The organism is Streptacidiphilus monticola (assembly GCF_042658505.1).
Taxonomy (GTDB): domain Bacteria; phylum Actinomycetota; class Actinomycetes; order Streptomycetales; family Streptomycetaceae; genus Streptacidiphilus; species Streptacidiphilus monticola.
On sequence record NZ_JBHSQJ010000075.1, the window covers coordinates 24636 to 41555 of the forward strand.

16 protein-coding genes and 1 pseudogene are annotated in these 16920 nt (G+C 72.2%); 6 read left to right on the forward strand and 11 right to left on the reverse strand.

Annotated elements, in window-relative coordinates:
* The first annotated feature begins 416 nt into the window (after positions 1 to 416).
* The gene (locus ACFP3V_RS18495) at positions 417 to 710 is read left to right on the forward strand and encodes a hypothetical protein (protein ID WP_380584787.1); all 294 of its coding nucleotides are present in this window, start codon (positions 417 to 419) and stop codon (positions 708 to 710) included.
* Between the two features lie 76 nt (positions 711 to 786).
* Here the strand turns inward: ACFP3V_RS18495 and ACFP3V_RS18500 are convergent, their stop codons facing one another.
* Positions 787 to 1359, reverse strand: coding sequence for a GNAT family N-acetyltransferase (locus ACFP3V_RS18500; protein ID WP_380584789.1), 573 nt, complete (start codon positions 1357 to 1359; stop codon positions 787 to 789).
* 234 nt (positions 1360 to 1593) lie between these two features.
* Here ACFP3V_RS18500 and ACFP3V_RS18505 point away from each other — a divergent pair, with 234 nt between their 5' ends.
* The gene (locus tag ACFP3V_RS18505) at positions 1594 to 2043 is read left to right on the forward strand and encodes a hypothetical protein (RefSeq protein WP_380584791.1); all 450 of its coding nucleotides are present in this window, start codon (positions 1594 to 1596) and stop codon (positions 2041 to 2043) included.
* Between the two features lie 11 nt (positions 2044 to 2054).
* On the opposite strand, the gene ACFP3V_RS18510 is transcribed toward ACFP3V_RS18505, so the two are convergent.
* From ACFP3V_RS18510 to ACFP3V_RS18525, 4 genes are all read right to left on the reverse strand, one after another.
* The gene (locus ACFP3V_RS18510) at positions 2055 to 2765 is read right to left on the reverse strand and encodes a response regulator (protein WP_380584793.1); all 711 of its coding nucleotides are present in this window, start codon (positions 2763 to 2765) and stop codon (positions 2055 to 2057) included.
* Complete coding sequence (locus ACFP3V_RS18515; RefSeq protein WP_380584795.1) at positions 2762 to 3610, reverse strand: sensor histidine kinase; 849 nt, start codon at positions 3608 to 3610, stop codon at positions 2762 to 2764. The genes ACFP3V_RS18510 and ACFP3V_RS18515 overlap by 4 nt, the downstream gene beginning before the upstream one ends.
* Positions 3611 to 3809: 199 nt before the next feature.
* Positions 3810 to 4328, reverse strand: a complete 519-nt coding sequence (locus tag ACFP3V_RS18520) for a P-loop NTPase family protein (RefSeq protein WP_380584797.1) — start codon at positions 4326 to 4328, stop codon at positions 3810 to 3812.
* 58 nt (positions 4329 to 4386) lie between these two features.
* Entirely contained in the window at positions 4387 to 5316 is a 930-nt protein-coding gene (locus ACFP3V_RS18525; RefSeq protein WP_380584799.1) for an EamA family transporter, read from the reverse strand.
* 61 nt (positions 5317 to 5377) lie between these two features.
* Here ACFP3V_RS18525 and ACFP3V_RS18530 point away from each other — a divergent pair, with 61 nt between their 5' ends.
* Positions 5378 to 6337, forward strand: a complete 960-nt coding sequence (locus ACFP3V_RS18530; RefSeq protein WP_380584801.1) for a LysR substrate-binding domain-containing protein — start codon at positions 5378 to 5380, stop codon at positions 6335 to 6337.
* Between the two features lie 7 nt (positions 6338 to 6344).
* Here the strand turns inward: ACFP3V_RS18530 and ACFP3V_RS18535 are convergent, their stop codons facing one another.
* Complete coding sequence (locus tag ACFP3V_RS18535) at positions 6345 to 7241, reverse strand: LysR family transcriptional regulator (protein ID WP_380584915.1); 897 nt, start codon at positions 7239 to 7241, stop codon at positions 6345 to 6347.
* A 280-nt stretch (positions 7242 to 7521) separates the two neighbouring features.
* Between ACFP3V_RS18535 and ACFP3V_RS18540 the strand changes: the two are divergent.
* Positions 7522 to 7914 (forward strand): annotated as a pseudogene (locus tag ACFP3V_RS18540) (nuclear transport factor 2 family protein); the annotation flags it as partial.
* Between the two features lie 256 nt (positions 7915 to 8170).
* The gene (locus tag ACFP3V_RS18545; protein ID WP_380584804.1) at positions 8171 to 8368 is read left to right on the forward strand and encodes a hypothetical protein; all 198 of its coding nucleotides are present in this window, start codon (positions 8171 to 8173) and stop codon (positions 8366 to 8368) included.
* 138 nt (positions 8369 to 8506) lie between these two features.
* Here the strand turns inward: ACFP3V_RS18545 and ACFP3V_RS18550 are convergent, their stop codons facing one another.
* The 5 genes from ACFP3V_RS18550 to ACFP3V_RS18570 form a co-directional block, all read right to left on the reverse strand.
* Positions 8507 to 10327, reverse strand: coding sequence for an RICIN domain-containing protein (locus ACFP3V_RS18550; RefSeq protein ID WP_380584806.1), 1821 nt, complete (start codon positions 10325 to 10327; stop codon positions 8507 to 8509).
* A gap of 109 nt (positions 10328 to 10436) precedes the next feature.
* On the reverse strand, positions 10437 to 12215 hold the full coding sequence (locus ACFP3V_RS18555) for an amylo-alpha-1,6-glucosidase (protein ID WP_380584808.1): 1779 nt from the start codon (positions 12213 to 12215) through the stop codon (positions 10437 to 10439).
* A gap of 53 nt (positions 12216 to 12268) precedes the next feature.
* Entirely contained in the window at positions 12269 to 13120 is an 852-nt protein-coding gene (locus ACFP3V_RS18560) for a carbohydrate ABC transporter permease (RefSeq protein ID WP_380584810.1), read from the reverse strand.
* Entirely contained in the window at positions 13117 to 14109 is a 993-nt protein-coding gene (locus tag ACFP3V_RS18565; protein WP_380584812.1) for a carbohydrate ABC transporter permease, read from the reverse strand. Before ACFP3V_RS18565 ends, ACFP3V_RS18560 begins: the two co-directional genes overlap by 4 nt.
* Positions 14110 to 14174: 65 nt before the next feature.
* Positions 14175 to 15425, reverse strand: a complete 1251-nt coding sequence (locus ACFP3V_RS18570; RefSeq protein WP_380584814.1) for a sugar ABC transporter substrate-binding protein — start codon at positions 15423 to 15425, stop codon at positions 14175 to 14177.
* Between the two features lie 219 nt (positions 15426 to 15644).
* Here ACFP3V_RS18570 and ACFP3V_RS18575 point away from each other — a divergent pair, with 219 nt between their 5' ends.
* The gene (locus ACFP3V_RS18575; protein ID WP_380584816.1) at positions 15645 to 16694 is read left to right on the forward strand and encodes a LacI family DNA-binding transcriptional regulator; all 1050 of its coding nucleotides are present in this window, start codon (positions 15645 to 15647) and stop codon (positions 16692 to 16694) included.
* Positions 16695 to 16920: the final 226 nt, after the last annotated feature.

Here is a 16920-nt window from a genome sequence, read left to right on the forward strand (position 1 = left end):
ATGTGGTCGCTCCGATCAGCCTGGACGTGCCTGCGGACACCCGCACGCGGGCACTTCGGCTGGCCAACCATATGAGGTGGCAACGGAGTTCGAGCGCCGCCCCAAGGTCGCCGGCCGTTCACCTGCCGAGAAACGCGATCTGGCCACGGGCCGTCCCGCAGGCCGGTGAGGGGTGGGTCGCTGCCTCCCGACGCGTCTCACGGTCGGCCGTCAGCAGCGGCCGGGAACAGCGGTCCCGCCGGACCGGCCTTCGCCATCCGCCCGGTCCCGGCCGCGGGCGGGGGAGCTGACCCGCCCTGCCGAGCTGACACTTCGTCACCACGACTGGTTAGCAGTCGCGTTGGACAAGCCGGCCCTTGACGCGGGCCGTGCCGCCCTGGACCGTGAGTCCAGGCACACTCCCCGAGGAGACGCACATGACGTTCTACGAGATGTACCGGGAGCAGCAGAAGGTCTATCAGGAGCAGGGCAAGGAAGCGGGAGACCGCTTCACCCACAGCGTGATCGGCGCCAACGCCGGAATGGTCGGCGGAGCCGCCGGCGGCGCGGCCATCGGCACCGCCATCTGCCCCGGGGCCGGCACGGTGATCGGCGCCGTGATCGGCGGCGCCGTGGGCGGCGTGAAGGGCGTCCAGAACGAGAGCCTCAAGGACAACGCGAAGACGTACGCCTCGGCGGTCCGGCGCCTGCTGGGCTTCGCGAGGTCCTGACCGGGAGCTGAGTGCGTGGGAGGCGCTGCCCCCGGGGCAGCGCCTTCTCCCTCCCGCGCCTTGAACGACGGGTTGCTCAGGGCTGTTCCGCAGCCGTCTGTTGCCACGGGGTGGCGTTTCGCAGGTCGCGGAGGTACCAGTCGAAGGGTGCGCCGTCCTCGCCTCCGTGCCTCGGCCTGCCCAGGGCGGACCCGGCCCGCCGGGCGACCGCGGCAGAAGCGGGGGTTCCCCGGCTCCACCCGGATGACCGCCTCGGCCGCGCCCTCGCCCGCCGCGTACCGGGACGCCAACAGGACTGCGCGGGTTGCCAGTCCACGCCCGCGCCAGGGCGGGTAGAGGCCGTAGGCACGTTCACCTGGCCTGGCGCGAGCCTGTCCCCGTCCCCGTCCCTTGCGAACCGCAGGTCGATCGTGCCCGCGAGCACCACCCCGTCGGTACCCACCCGGATGCCGAACGCGCGCAGCCGTCCGGCACCGTCCCACTGCTCCCGGCAGTGCCGGACGTACGCCTCGACGCCCTCCCGCGTGCCGGGTCCGCCGTTGAGCCAGCGAACGAGCAACTCGTCCTCGCCCCCGAGGTGCGCCTCCACATCGTCCAGACGCAGCGGGGACAGCGTGACGACCCCGTCGGAGGGCTCGATCTCGTGCATCCAGCGATTCTCGACGCCAAGAGCCCTGGGGCGCCAGGGGATTCCGCGCCCGCAGCAGCGCTATGCCTGACCTGGTGCGCAAGCGCACGTTCAGCCGGGGAGGAGCGCGCCGACATGCGTGCCCCGGTGTGGGCGCAAAACGGGCAGGATGAGTTCGGCAGCCGCTGACGACTCGGTGGAGCGGGCAGGCGGTCCGGCGGAACCGGGGCGGGGCTCGGGAAGGCGGGAGGATCTGTGACGAGCAGCGAGGGATTCTCCGTTCGTACCGGGCACGAGTCCGCGGCCGAGCTGCCCCTGGACCGGCACCGGGGGCGGGAGGTGGCGCAGGCGTGGGAGTCGCTGCTGCGCATTCGGCGGCTGGCGCAGCCCGAGCGGGCGGAGGTGCCGGCGGCGTGGGAGCGGGCGCAGCCCATGCGAGCCGTCAGCCTGGCACTGGAGGCGGCGGGCGTCGCCTTCTGCAGCGTCGAGCAGGACGCCGTCGTCACCAGCGGGGTGCAACTCCGGCAGGAGGGCCGGGGACAGGTGCGGGTCGTGTGGCGGTACCGGCGCGGGCACCGGCCCCCTGACAACGGCGAGGCGGATCTGGCCGCCGCCGCACGGGCGTTGGGGGAAGCCGGGTGGGACGCGCTGCTGTACCGGGCGGGTCGGGAGCGCTACCTCCTCGTCGCGCCCGCGGGTGCGTGAGCAAGCCGCCCTCAGTTCCAGCCCGTTGATCGTGTTCCGGGGGTGACCAGCCCCGTTTCGTAGGCGAGGACGACCGCCTGGGCGCGGTCGCGCAGGTTGAGCTTGGAGAAGATGCGGGCGACGTGGGTCTTGACGGTCGCCTCGCTCAGCGTGAGCGCGGTGGCGAGCTCGCTGTTGGACAGGCCGCGCCCGACGAGGGTGAGCACCTCGCGTTCGCGCGGGGTCAGCGGGGCCAGTGCGCGCCGCGCGGCTGGTTCGGCCGGGCCGGGCACGCGGTCGGGCGAGGCGAAGCGCTCGACCAGGCGGCGGGTGATCGAGGGGGCCAGCAGCGCGTCGCCTGTCGCGACGAGCCGGACCGAGGCGGCGAGGTGGTCGGCGGTCACGTCCTTGAGCAGGAAGCCGCTGGCGCCGAGCGCGAGGGCGGCGTAGACGTAGCGGTCGAGGTCGAAGGTGGTGAGCATGACGACGCGGCAGCTCGGGGCGATGGCCAGCACCTGACGGGCGGCCTCCAGGCCGTCCAGGTTCGGCATCCGGATGTCCATGAGCACCACGTCCGGCCGCAGCCGGCGGACCAGCTCCACCGCCTCGACGCCGTCCACGGCCTCGCCGACCACCTCGATGCCCCTGCTGGTGAGGATCAGCCGGAAGCCGGTGCGGATGAGCTCCTGGTCGTCAGCGATGACGACCCGCGGTTCCCGTGCCGCGGGCGTGGCCGCGTTCACGGCTGCTCCAGGGGGATGCGCGCGCGGACGCGGTAGCCGCCGCCGAGGCGGCGCCGCGCGTCGAGGTCGCCGCCGTAGACCGCGACCCGCTCGCGCAGGCCGATGAGGCCACGTCCCGCGCCCGGGTTGGCGGTTGGGCCGGGTGCGGGGCCGCCGGTGAGGACACTCGCCCCGGTGGTCAGTACCTCGACCCGCAGCGAGGTGTCGGCGTAGCGGATGGTCACCTCCGCCGTGCGGCCGTCGCCGTGGCGCAGCGCGTTGGTGAGCGCCTCCTGCACGATGCGGTAGGCGGTCACGTCGACGCCGGCCGGCAGCTGCCGTGGCTCGCCGAGTATGCGGACCTCCACCGGCACGCCGGCGAAGGAGACGCGATCGACGAGGGCGCCGAGGCGGTCCAGCCCCGGCTGCGGTGTCAGGTCGGCGGCGGCCGGCCCCGCCTCCCGCGAGGGGTCCGCGTCCTCGCCGTCCTGGGAGGGGGCCAACAGGCCCAGCAGGTGCCGCAGTTCGGTCATGGTGTCGCGGCCCGCGCCCTCCACGGCGCGGAGCGCGGACGCGGCCTCGTCGGGCAGCGTGGTCAACACCTCCCGGGCGGCGCTCGCCTGAACGACCATCAGGCTGACGTTGTGGCTGACGATGTCGTGCAGCTCCCGGGCGATCCGGGCCCGCTCGGCCGCGACGGCGGCCCGTGCCGCGTTCTCCCGTTCCCGCTCGAGCAGCCACCCCCGGTCGCCCAGCGCCCGGCGCCGTGCCGCGCGTTCGCGCACGAGCGCGGCGCCCAGCCATGCCGCCGCGGCGCAGGCGAGGACAAGCGACCCCGTCAGCCAGCCCGTCAGTGATCCCCGCACCCGCACACTCTCGCAGATCAGCGTTCCCTCGCGCGTCCACCGGCGGATTCAGGCGCGTACATCCACGGGATGACGCGGCGCCACCCGGTGACCGCGACAGCCTGCCTACCCGTCCGCCTCGACCATGGCGCGCAGGGGCTCGACCGCAGTGCTGCCTACCCCGGGCCGTCGCCGGATCCCGGGAAACCGGTGCACGAGCTCAGAGCGTGGCCAGCCACGCCGACGTGTCGTCGGGGTGGGCGAAGCGGCGGGTGTCGAGCGGCGCGAAGCGGGCGTCGCCGACGCGGCGGTGGATCTCCCGGCGGCGCGGCCCGTGCTGGGACCAGGACCACCAGGCCGGGTGTTCCCGGCTCAGCCAGCCCCGCCAGCTCTCCCTGTTCCCGCCGAAGAGCAGTTCGCGGGTGACGCTGCGTCGGATGGACCGGCGCAGCACGCGGGCCATGACGACCCGTCGGGGATAGTCCAGCCAGATCACGGTGTCGGCCCGCTCCCAGAGCAGGTCGCGGACCTCCGGGTAGCCGAGCGAGTCGACGACCCAGCAGGGCTGCGCGGTCAGCCGGGCCACGTCGTCGGCGAAGTCGGCGTTGACGGCCCAGTCGGGGCCGCCGAAGTGGAGCGCGTCCATCTCGTGGTAGGGCACGCCGAGGCGGGTGCTCAGGGTTCGGGCGAGGGTGGACTTGCCCGCACCCGTGACACCCACCACCAAGATCCGTTCCATCGGCGCACTCTCCCTCACCGACGGAACTCCCGTCAACGGATGCCGGGCCGTGGTGCGTTCAGGCCACTTCCTGGACGCAGGGCTGCCCACCTGTGGCCGTGGGCCCGGTGACCGGCACGGCCGGTTGCCGGGCGCCGCTGCGGGTGGCGCCGATGCCGGCGACGACCACGAAGGCGATGCCGACGGCGGACGCCGGACCTGGCGTCTGGCCGAGGACCACGAGCCCGGCCAGGAGGGCGATGGCCGGTTCCAGGCTCATGAGGGTGCCGAAGGCCGAGGCGGTCAGCCGGCGCAGGGCCAGGAACTCGAGGGCGAAGGGCAGGACCGGGCTCAGAGCGGCCAGGCCGAGCATGGTCCAGAGCGCCGGCCAGGTCACATGGGTGGCGAGGGTGGGCGCGGCGATGACCATGCCGAGCAGGCCGGCGACGGGCATCGAGACGGCCAGGCCCTGCAGGCCGGTCACGCGGTCGCCGACGCGCTGGGTCAGCAGGATGTACGCGGCCCAACCGGCCGCGGCGGCAAGCGCGTACGCCACGCCCAGTGCGTCGAGGCCCCCGTGCCAGGGCTGGGTCAGCAGGAGGACGCCGGCCGCGGCCGCCGCCGTCCAGGCCCTGCGGCCGTGGCCGGGCCCGTACAGGGAGACGGCCAGCGGACCGAGGAACTCCAGCGCACTCGCGGTGCCCAGGGGCAGGCGGGCGAGGGCGAGCATGAAGAACAGCATCATGCTCGCCGTCACCGCGCCGAGAACGGCGCAGGCCCGCAGGTCCGCGGCAGCGAAGTCACGGCGGCGGGGCCGGACCAGGACGAGCAGGAGAACGCCGGCCCAGCCCAGGCGCAGCCCCGCCGTGCCCAGCGCGCCGAGCTGGCCGAAGAGGGGCACGGTCAGTGCCGAGCCGAGTTGGACGGTGCTCATGGAGGCGACTGCCATGGCGAATCCGGCCTGCTCACCGCTCGGGCGGCGGGACAGAAGGGGCTGGGGCGAACTCATGGGTCCAGTCAAGACCTCGGCACCGTTCGTGTCCACGTGCGGTTTCTGGACGATTCGTTCGATGATCCTGGACAATGGAGCGGTGGAGACAAGGCGTCTGCGGCTGCTCGTGGAACTGTCCCGGCTGGGCTCGATGCGCGCGGTGGCCGAGACCGTCGGCACCACGACGTCGACGGTCTCGCAGCAGATCGCGGTCCTCGCCCGGGAGATGGGGACGGACCTGATCGAGCCCGAGGGGCGGCGGGTGCGGCTGACACCGGCCGGGCGGCGCCTGGCCGAGCACGGCGAGGTGATCCTCGCCGCCGTCGAGTCCGCCCGCCTCGACCTCGCTCCCGACGCGGAGCCCAACGGAACGCTGCGCGTGGCCGGCTACGCCACCGCCATCCGTGCCCATCTGCTGCCGCTGGTCGGCGAGTTGGCCACGAGCCACCCCCGGCTGCACGTGCTCGTCCGGGAGCACGAACCCGCCGAGGCGCTCGACCTGCTGGCCGCGGACGAGGCGGATCTCGCGCTCACCTACGACTACAACCTGGCCCCCGTCACCGAGGACCCGGCCCTCCACGCCACGCCCCTGTGGACCGCCCCCTGGGGCCTGGGCGTCCCCGCCCACGACGATGTTCCCGGCTCAGCGGACACCTGTGCCGTCTTCGCCCGCTTCCGCACCCGGGACTGGGTCGTCAACTCCCGCAACACCGCCGACGAGACGGTGATCCGGACCCTCGCCTCCATGGCCGGGTTCACGCCCCGCATCACCCACCGGGCCGACAGCCTCGACCTGGTCCAGGACATGATCCTCGCTGGGCTCGGCGTGGGACTGCTGCCCATGGGCACGCCCACCTTCCCCGGCGTCCGCCTGCTCCCGCTCACCGGCCCGGACGTGGTGCTGCGCGCGTTCGCCGTGACCCGCCACGGCCGTCGGGCCTGGCCGCCGCTCACCCTGGTCACCCGCCTCCTCGTCCAGCGGACCGCAGCCGCGACATCGCCCTCATCCCGCCCTGACGGTACGGGAGTTGACGGGTAGCCAGCCTTCATGCGCGGCCGGCCGCCGGGAAGGCGGCGGCGAGCAGGTCCAGCAGGGTCGCGGCGCGGGGGTGGGGATCGCGGCGCGGGGTGATCCCGTAGACGCCGCGGGTGGGCGGGTCCACGAGGCGGACCGCGGTGACGTCGGCCCGCAGCGCGCCCTCCAGTACCCCCGGGACCAGCGCGACGGCGTGGCCGGTGGCGACCAGGGCCAGCTTGCCGGGCAGGTCGGCGGCGGTGAGGTCGATGCGGACGCCGACCCCGGCGCGGTCGGCGTGCCGGCGCAGGAGTGCGGCCGAGCCGTCGTTGTCCTCGACCCAGGTCTGGTCGGCCAGTTCCGAGATGTGCAGCGGGCCCTCGGCCGCCAGCGGATGGTCTACGGGCAGGACGACCACCATCTCGTCGAGTCCGAGGAAGCGCCGTTCGATCCGCGGGTCGGCGGCCAGTCCCGGTGGAGCGTCGGTGACGGCGGCGAGGTCGAGGTCGCCGTCGATCACGCGCGTCTGCAACTCGGCGGTCAGGCCTGGCAGCAGGCTCCACCGGACGGGGCCGGTCCGCTGCAGCAGGACCCGGACTGCTTCCGGGACGAGCCCTGCGGCGAGGGACGGGGTGGCTCCGATCTCCAGTGGCCGCTCGCCCGCCCCGTCGCGGGCGTCCCGGACGGCGCGTACGGCGCGGTCGGCTTCGTTGAGGGTGGCCTGCGCGTGCCGCCGGAAGACCTCGCCGACCGGTGTCGGGCGTACCCCGCGCGCGTGCCGTTCGACCAGGGGCACGCCGAACTGCCGCTCCAGGCCCGCGATCTGACGGGAGACGGCCGACTGCGTGTGGTGCAGCTCGGCTGCCGCCGCCGACAGGGAGCCGAGGCGGCACACGGTCACGAAAGTCCGCCACACCGTCAGGTCCACGTGCGCCAGTATGCCGTTGGAGCCATGCGTCTCACGCAGGTCAGGCATGCGATATCTGCGCTTGTCGCAACGATCGGGAAGGGCCAGTGTGGCGGCCATGAGCAACCCGCACACGATCGCCGTCCTCGGCTTCGGACGGATGGGCCGCGCGATCGCGCGACGACTGCCCGACAAGGCCCGGGACGTCGTCGGCTGGACCCGTTCCGGGCGTCCCCCAGGCACCGTACGGACGACCGCGGACCCGAACGAGGCCGTGGCGGAGGCCGACGTGGTGGTCCCGGCCCCCGAAGCCGACATCGCCCACTCCGCCACCGCCCCGACCGTGGACGACGCGGTACTCGAGCCGCTGCACGCCTACATCCGGGGGCATGCCACCGGCGACCCTGCCCACTTCCGCGACGCCTTCCTGCCCACGGCGCACGTCGAAGGGATACGCGAGGGCGTGTTCGTCTCCTGGCCCCTGGACGACTACTGCGCCCTGTTCCCGGGCAGGCCGGCCCCCGACGAGGCGACCCGCACCCGCCGCATCGACACCGTCGCCGTCCACGGCACCGTCGCCACGGCGACCATGACGCTCTCGCACGGCGCGGACACGTTCACCGACGTCTTCCTGCTCGTCCGTGTGAACGGGGGGTGGCGCATCGCCAACAAGGCATACCACCGGCACTCCTGACGCTCTGGTTGTGAGGGCGAGCGCCACCGGCGCGCAGGCGCGGGCGCGCTCCCGTGTGCGCGGAACAGGCCGCAACGGCATATGCCAAGCATCGTTGTACGGGCATGACTCACGACCCTGAAGACGATGAATTCGACGTCCTGAACGGCCTGCACGGGATCTACTGGTTACGGCCTTTCCTCAGCGACCCGGGCGACGACTCCTTCCCGCCGATGCCCCGGAGTCAGGAGGACGACCAAGGACCGGAGCCGTCGTGATGCCCGTTCCGCACGCACCCTCCCGCGCGAAGGCCACGACCGCCCCGCCCGAGCCGATCTACCGCGAACTGGCCGCCCTCTGGCTGCGCCAGGGCCGCACCGTCCCGGGCGAGCCGGACCCGCACTGGGACAGACTCGCCGCCGCGCCCGAACGATGGGAGCTCACCAGGAGGCCCGCTGCTTCGGTGCGCGGTTGAACCGCGCCCGGAGAGTCCCATGGACGTGCAGCCTGACCATCACGACCGCCAGCGGGGTGGGCCCCCGAGAGGTTCGGGAGGCCCACCCCGCTCATGACTTGACGGAGCGTGAGGAGGGCGCTCAGCCCACCGCGGGCGTCATGCCTTGCCCTGGAGGCGCCAGACCTGGTTCTTCTTGGTGGTGAGGGTGCTGCCGGTGTCACACGTCCACTGGTGGATCAGCGCCCCGGGGGAGGTCGAGACGCCGGTGACGTCGACGCACTTGCCGCTGTGGACGGCGACGAGCTGGTAGTCCTGGCTGTTGCCGAGCGCGGTCACCGGGCTGAGGGTGAACATCTGGTTGGTCTGGCCGTTGCAGGTGTACTGGATGACGGCGGCGCCGTCGGCGGTGGAGGCGCCGGAGACGTCCAGGCACTTGCCGCTGAGCTCGTTCACGACGGTATAGGTGTTCGTCCGCCCGGCGACCGGCTTGAGGTCGAGCATCTGCTGGTAGCCGCCCTCGCACCAGTACTGCTGGTACTGGGTGCCGTTGGCGGTGCTGAGGTTGGTGTCGTCCAGGCACTGGCCGCTGTTCTCGCTGACGGCGACCGTGGAGACGGTGGTGTTGGACGGGGGCAGCAGGGTGACGGTGTAGCCGTCCTTGGCGTTGGTCCAGGGCAGGCTGACCGAGGCGGCGTTGTTGCTGACGGTCAGCGTGGTGTCGGAGACGGTGGTCGGTCCGGTGACGGCGGCGCCGTTGTTGTACGGAATGCGCTGGACGACGGCGCGGACCTGGCCGTTCTCCACCACCGACGTGGTGTTCAGGCCGGTGAGGTTGACGGTGACCGTGCCGGTGTTGCCGTTGCTGCCGAGCAGGATCTTGGCGTTCCTGGCGGTGTTGTCCTTGGTGGCCAGGCCGTCGGTGCCGCTGCCCGGGACGAGGTTGACGATGTTGCCGGTCTGCGAGCCGTAGGAGCGGTACAGGAACCACTCGCCGAGCGGCAGGTACTGGTTGCCCGTCTTGGTGAGCAGGTTGGCCTCCTTGTCATGGAGTCCGGTGCCGGATGCCCAGTTGCCGCGCAGGCCGTCGGCTCCGGCGCGCTCAAGGCGGCCGATGAACCAGGCACCGCCGCCGGGGGACTGCATGGAGAGGGTGGCGTACTCGTTGATCTGGTACGGGCGGGTGTTGGTGAGCCCGGCCGCGGCGAGGGTGGAGTTGGCGCGGCCGACGTCGGTGACCGGGTCTCCGGGCTCGTCGTGCCAGCTGTAGATGTCGGGGGCGACGTTGTTGTCCTTGACGTAGCCGAGGTAGGTCGTCCACCACGAGTTGGTGGAGTTGGGCTGGCTCGCGGAGCTGGGGCCGACGATGAGCTGGCCCGGGAACGCGGCCCGGACCCGGGCGTAGAAGCGGGACCACATCTGCAGGTACTGCGTCTGCGAGCGCGGCCAGAAGCCGCTGCCGTCGGGCTCGTTCCACAGGTCCCACTCGACGGTCATGCCGTTGGCCTTGACGTCGTTGACGAGCTGGGTGACGAAGTCGTCGAACTGGGTCCAGTCGCCGTTGTCGCCCGGGAACGCCTGGTTGGTGGTGCCGTCGGCGCCCCACAGGTCGTGGGGGAGCAGGACGAAGGTCCCGCCGAGGGCGACGGTGCGCTTGTACTGGGCGAGGGTGGCGTTCCAGCGGGTCTGGTAGTCGGCCAGGCTGGTGGCGTAGCCGCCGCTGTTGAGCTGCGCGCCGCCGGCGCGCATGAAGTGCCACTTGATGTCCTTGTAGAAGTGGTCCTGGGGCAGCGACCCGTCGGGGGTCATTCCGTAGATGGTGCCGGAGGCGCGGTAGGTCGGGGCCCCGCCGGCGGTGGCGAAGTCCACGGTGACGGCGGTGTCGGCGGCGTGGGCGGTGGACGCGGGCACGATGCCGGCGGCGAGGGAGGCGAGCAGGGCGGCCAGGCTGATGCCGAGCCTGCGACGGTGCAGGTGCATGGCGGCTCTCCAAGGGTGTCGGGTGGTGACAGATGGACGGGCTGTGTGGGCGACGTGATGGGCTGTCAATGACGGCCGCTCGCACGGGAGCCGGACGTCGGCCGTCCCGTCACGGTGTGACGGCGGCGGCCCGGGCCGCCGAGCCGGGTGCGTGGCGGTGGGAGGAGCGGCGCGCGTGGTCGTCGGCGAGGAGGAGGTAGCCGGCGGCGGTCCAGGTGTAGGCGCGGTCGCGCAGGCCGGCTCCGGTGCGGGCGTCGAAGTTCTCGGCGAAGCCGGAGCGTTCGCACAGGGACCGGTAGCGGGCGCTGACGGTGTCGGCGAGGCCGGTGTGTCCGGCGCGGCGCAGTCCGTCCTCGATGAGGACGGTGGAGGGGGCCCAGATCGGTCCGCGCCAGTAGCCGTCGGCCTCGTACTCGGGCGAGTCGGGGTGCTCGGTGGCGAGGCCGTGTTCGGTGAGGTGCTCGGCGATGCCGTCGGCGAGCCTGCCGCTGACGTCCGGCGGGAGCAACTCGCCGAGGACGATCGGCATCAGGTCCAGGAGGCTGCGGCTGGTGGAGGTACGGCCGGTGTGGGCGGAGAGGGCGCGGAACCGTCGGCCGTCCCACAGCTGGTCCAGGAGCGCGTCGAGGAGTCGGGCGGCGGTCGCCTCCGCCTCCTCGGCCTCGCCGAGATGTCCCGTTTCCCGTCCCAGCGAGGCGAGTTCGCGCAGTTGCAGGATCAGGAACGCGGCCAGGTCGGCGGTGATCAGGACCCTGCCGGGGTCGAAGACGGTGGCGTTGTCCCAGCCGCTGTCGTTGCCGTGGTGGTAGTGGGGCAGGACCTGGCCGGGGGCGCGGCGGGTGTCGAGCCAGAAACGGGTCCAGCGGTACAGGCGCTGGTAGGCGGTCTCCAGCTGCCCGGTCCGGAGCGGCTGGGGCAGGCGCTCCCGCAGGCGGCGCAGCGCCCAGCCGTGCACGGGGGGTTTGACGAAGTTGTAGAGCACCTCCGAGTGCGTGACGGAGTCGGGCAGGGCGCCGGTCGCGTCCTGGTGGTCGAAGGGCAACTGGTACTGGTCCCAAGCGAGTTCGGGGGCGGCCGGGGCGAGGGCCAGGGCGTTGAAGCAGTGGTCCCAGCTCCACACCTTGTCCATCCAGTGCTTGGACATCAGGACGGCGGGACGCCGCAGGCAGCCCTCGGGCGCGACGGTGGCGGACCAGAGCACGTAGGCGGCGAGATCGGCGGCGGGTGCGGTGCCGGACAGGGGGCGGGTGAGCGTGTCGGCGAAGTCGCGGAAGGCCTGGTGGGACCGGTGGGCCAGGGTGGTGAAGTCGGTTCCCGGAGGGGTGAAGGGCGGCCGGGCGCTGTCCAGTTCCTCCAGCACGGCCTCCCAGGTCGGGGAGCCGGTGAGGCTCAGGCGCCGGGGCGTGTCGCCCAGGCCCTCGTCACCGGCGACGTCGGCGATGGTCCCGCCGAGGAGGGTGATCCGGTAGCGGCGGCCGGTCTCGTAGGAGCTGAACTGGTAGGAGCCGTCCACGGGATCGCGGAAGAAGTAGCTGCCGGTGAACGGGGTGAGGCGGTCGTTCGCGGGAACGACGGCCAGGTTGAGGTCCGTGCCCCGGAGGCGGAGCGTGTCCGCCCGCTCGTAGGCCAACTCGACGCGGCCGCCGTCGGCTTGGAGGGTGAGCAGGCCGGGCGTCGCGTGCCGTGCCGCGTCGGCGCGGTCGCCGGTGCCGGGCACCTGCGGGACCAGCCGGAGGACGGCGTGCATGCCGTTCTTGTGGGAGACCAGGTGCAGCTCGTCGGAGCGGGTGTGCAGGGCGGTGACCGGCGAGAGGTTGAACCAGGACCCGTGGTGGCTGAACGGTATGTCGTCGAGGTCGAAGGCGGGGCCGTGGACGGAGTCGGTCAAGGCAGTGCTCACTTCGTGTCGTGGGTGGCTGCGGGCGTCGGAAGGGGTCGCGGTCAGTCCTTGACCGCGCCGCTGGTGACGCCCGCGGCGATGTAGCGCTGGGCGAGGACGAGGATCAGGGCGGCGGGGATGGAGGCGACGACGGCGGTGGCCATGATGGCGTTCCACTGCTGGTTGTTGTTGCCGATGTAGTGGTAGATGCCGAGCGTGATGGGCTGGTGGGCGCCGCCGTTGTCGAGGGTGCTGGCGAAGACGAAGTCGGACCAGGACCACAGGAAGGCGAACAGCGAGACGGTGACGACGGCGTTGCGGCTCATCGGCAGCACCACGGACCGGAAGGTGCGCAGCGGTCCGGCGCCGTCGATCTGGGCGGCCTGCAGGAGTTCGCCGGGGATGCCGGACATGAAGGCGGTGAAGATGAGGACCGCGAAGGGTACCGCGAGAGTGGAGTCGGCGACGATCAGGCCGGGGACGGAGTCGAGGAAGCCGAGGCTGAGGTAGAGGGCGTAGAAGCCCATCGCCATGATGATGCCCGGGATCATCTGGGCCACCAGCATCAGGAAGCCCAGCAGGCCGCCGCCGCGGGGCCGCAGCTTGGCCAGCGCGTAGCCGGCGGGGGCGGCCAGGACCACGGTGACCGCGACGGTCCCCAGACCGATCAGCAAACTGGTTGCGAGGTAGGGCAGTTGCTGGTCGAGCACGAGCCGGTAGCCGGCCACGGTGCCGTGCAGGGGGAGCAGATCCGGGGTGGTCTTGCGCATGTCCTGGTCGCGGGTCAGCGAGACGTTGACCATCCAGTAGACCGGGAACAGCATGAGCCCGGTGAAGGTCAGGCCCAGGGTGGTCTTCCATGCCGCGCGGCAGCGGCGGCGGCTCCGCAGGGGAGCGGTGAGGGCGGCGCTCATGAGGCGTTCTGCTTTCGCTGGACGCGGATGTACAGGAGTCCGAAGGCGAGGGCGATCAGCACCAGCAGGTTGCCGACGGCGGCTCCGGGGCCGAACTGAGGCAGCAGGTTGCCGAATCCGAGGCGGTAGGACCAGGTGGCGAAGGTGGTGGACGAGTCGCTGGGGCCGCCCTTGGTCATGATCCAGATGATGTCGAAGACCTTGAGCGTGTAGACCAGCCCGAGCAGCAGGGTGATCGCGGAGACCGGGCGCAGCAGCGGGAAGGTGATCCGCCGGAACCGCTGCCAGGCGTTGGCCCCGTCGAGCGCCGCGGCCTCGTGCAGGGAGTCCGGGATGGCCTGCAGGCCGCTGTAGAGGACGACGAGATTGAACGGCACGCCGATCCAGATGTTCGCCACGGTGACCGAGACGAGGGACCAGGTGGGCGAGGTCAGCCAGTTGACGCCGCCGAATCCCAGGGCGTGCAGAGCGGCGTTGACGACACCGGAGTCGCTGTTGAGCATCCAGGACCAGGTGGAAGCGGACACGATCAGCGGCAGCAGCCAGGGGACCAGGAACAGTGCCCGCAGCGTGGCCGACAGCGGGAAGTGCCGGGTGAAGAAGACGGCCAGGGCGAGCCCGATGCTGTACTGGAACAGCAGCGACACGGCGGTGAAGAGCACCGTGTGCGTCAACGCCGGCCAGAACGTGGGGTCGTGGAGGACCGCGCGGTAGTTCTGGAACCCGGTGAAGGGGGCGCCGCCCTGGACGAAGGAACGGACGGTGTAGTCGCGCAGGGACACGTCGAGGTTGCGGTAGAGCGGATAGGCGTAGAACGCGCCCAGGTAGAGCACGACGGGGGCGAGGAATCCCCAGGCGGTCCACTGCGGCGAGTGCCGCCTGCGGCGGGGCTCGTGCGCCGTCGGAGTGGCCGTCACGGCGGGGGTGGCCGTCCCGCGGGCGGCTGTCGTGGGCGGGGCCGGCTGCGCCGTGCGGGCGGTGCGGTTCATCGGCACGGGTCCTTCGTCGGTCAGGCCCGCGGCGAGGCGCCGGACGGCCTGGGGTTGCCTGCTGGTTACTTGCCGACGGCGGCCTGCGCCGCGTCGAGGGCGTCCTTGGGCGACTTGGAGCCGGTCAGTGCCGCCTGCACCGCGCCCCACAACTGCTCGGAGATCTTCGGGTACTTGGTGCCCAGGTTGTCGCTGGTGCGGCCCTTGGCCGCGGCGACCGCCTGGACCCAGGGCGTCAAGTCGGCGCTGGCGGCCACCTGTTGCTCCTGCACGGCCTTGGTGGGCGCGATGTAGGAGAGGGTGGTGTCGGTGGCCAGCAGGTTCTGCGGGCTGGTCAGGCAGGTCACGAGCTTGTCGGTGGTGGCGTAGCGGCCCTTGTCGCTCTGCACCGGGACGGTGACGAACTCGCCGCCGGTGGGGGCCGGAGCGGTGCCGCCGTTGACGGCGGGGACGGGCAGGATGCCGAAGTCGAAGCCGGCCTTCTTGGCGTTCGCCAGCTGCCAGGTGCCGTTCTCCGCGAATGCGTACTGGCCGGTGGCGAACTCCTGCCAACTGGTGGTCTGGGTGTTGTTGATGACGGAGTTGGGGGCGTAGCCGCTCTTGAGCCAGTCGCGCCAGAGCGTCACGGCGGAGACCGCCTGCGCGGAGGACAGGTCCGTGAGCTGGGCGCCGGAGCCCCAGAACCAGGGCAGGAACTGGAAGCTGCCCTCCTCGGTGCCGATCGCGGAGAAGGTGATGCCCTTCTTGCCGGCTGCCTTGACCTTGGCCAGGGCCGCCGTCAGCGACGTCCAGTCCTTCACGGTCGCGGGGTCCACGCCGGCTGCCTTGAGGACCTTCTTGTTGTAGTACAGGGCAAGGGTGTTGGCGCCGATGGGCGTGCCGTAGGTCTTGCCGCCGCTCTGCCCGGCGGCCAGCAGGTTGGGCGCGACCTGGGAGGTGTCGACCTTGTTCTCTTCGGTGGTGGTGAGCACGCCCGCGTCGGCCAGGGTGGAGACGACCGGGTTGTCGACGATGAGCACGTCGGGCGAGTTGCCCTGCTGGGCGGCCAGCAGCGTCTTGTTGGTGAGATCGCTGGTGTCGAAGGCGGTCCGCTTGATCTTCACCCCGGCCTGCGTCCCGCAGTGGTCGAGCAGCCTGGCCCACGCCGAGCTCGCGTCGAACTGCGGGTAGGGGTCCCAGACGGTGTAGGTCCCCTGGGCGGCCGGACCCGAGGAGCCGGTCGTGGACGCCGACGAGCCGCAGGCGGCAACGCCGGAGGCGATGACCACGACCGCGAGGGAGGTGAGGCCGATACGGCGGGAGCTGGTTCTGTTCATGGCGCGGTGTCCCTTTCCGAGCCGCGTCGTCGCGGCGTCAGAAGAAGCGAGCCCCGGAGGCTCGGCGATGCATGACGCGAGGTTGTCGAACCGGTTCCGCGAACCGGTTCGACAGGAACCTAGGATGCCGCCGGAAGGGCCGTCAAGGCTCGTGCAGAGATTTCGTGTGCGCGGCGGCGTCGGTAGTCGAACCGGTTCGGCTACCGTAGGATGGCGGCCATGGCAGGGCCTCAGGGGAGCGGCATGAACATCGGGGAGATCGCCCGGCGCGCGGGCGTGTCACGCAGCACGGTGTCCTACGCGCTGAGCGGGAAGCGCCAGGTCTCGGACGCGACCCGGCAGCGCATCCAGGACGTCATCGACGAACTGGGCTACCGCCCCAACGCGGCCGCCCGGGCCCTGGCCGAGGGCCGCACCCGCACCGTCGGCCTGGTCATCCCGCCCGCCAGCAAGCGGCTCACCCACATGCAGCTGGACTTCGTGGCCAGCGTGGTCGAGGCCGCGGCCCAGGCCGATCTCGACGTGCTGCTGTCGCCCTCGGGCGGTGAGCACGAGCGCTCCTTCGAGCGCCTGATCTCCGAGAGCCGGGTCGACGGCGTCATCCTCATGGAGATCCGGATCGAGGACGCCCGTGTGAACCGGCTGCGGGAGGCGCGCCTGCCGTTCGTCGGCATCGGCCACCCGGCGCACGATCCGCAGATGTGCTGGGTGGACGTCGACTACGCGGGCCTGATCAGCCACTGCGTCCGCCACCTCGCCGACCTCGGGCACCGCGACATCGCCCTGCTGAACCGCTCCCCGGAACTCGTCGCCACCGGCTACGGCCCCGGCCACCGCGCCCGGGCCGGCTTCCTGCAGGCCGTCGAGGAGCACGGCCTGACCGGCACCGAGCTGCTGTGCGGGGACGACGCCCGCTCAGGACAGGAGTGCATCAGCCGGCTCCTGGCCGAGCAGCCGCAGGTCACGGCGCTGGCCACCATCAACGAGGCCGCGCTTCCCGGCGTGCAGCGCGCTCTGGACGAGGCCGGGCTCCAGGTCCCGCGGGACTTCTCGCTCACCGGCATCGTCGCCAGTCACTGGGCCGAGGACTTCCGCCCGCCGCTGACCGCCGCCGACGTGCCGGCGGGGGAGATGGCGGCCCGGGCGATGTCCCTGCTGATCGAGTGCATCCGCCGGCCCGCCGCCCCGCCGGAGCACGTGCTGATGAGCCCGCCGATCACGCTGCGCAACAGCACGGCAGCCGCCCCCACCTTCCACCGCTCCCGGTAGGACCTGCCGGCGGAGCTTTCCGGGCCGCGCCGTTCCTCACCCACCCTTCGGACGGGAGGGTGCCCCAGGCACGGCCTCCCCCGGCCTTCGGCCGGAGGTGCCCGCCCACCCTGCGTTTGGCGAAAGGCCCAAGTACCTCCGGTCCGAGGGGACTTCGCTGCGTTGGACCTGGCTGCGCCGAACGACCCGGGCCGAAGCGGAAAGCTCCGCCGGACAGGCCCCGGCC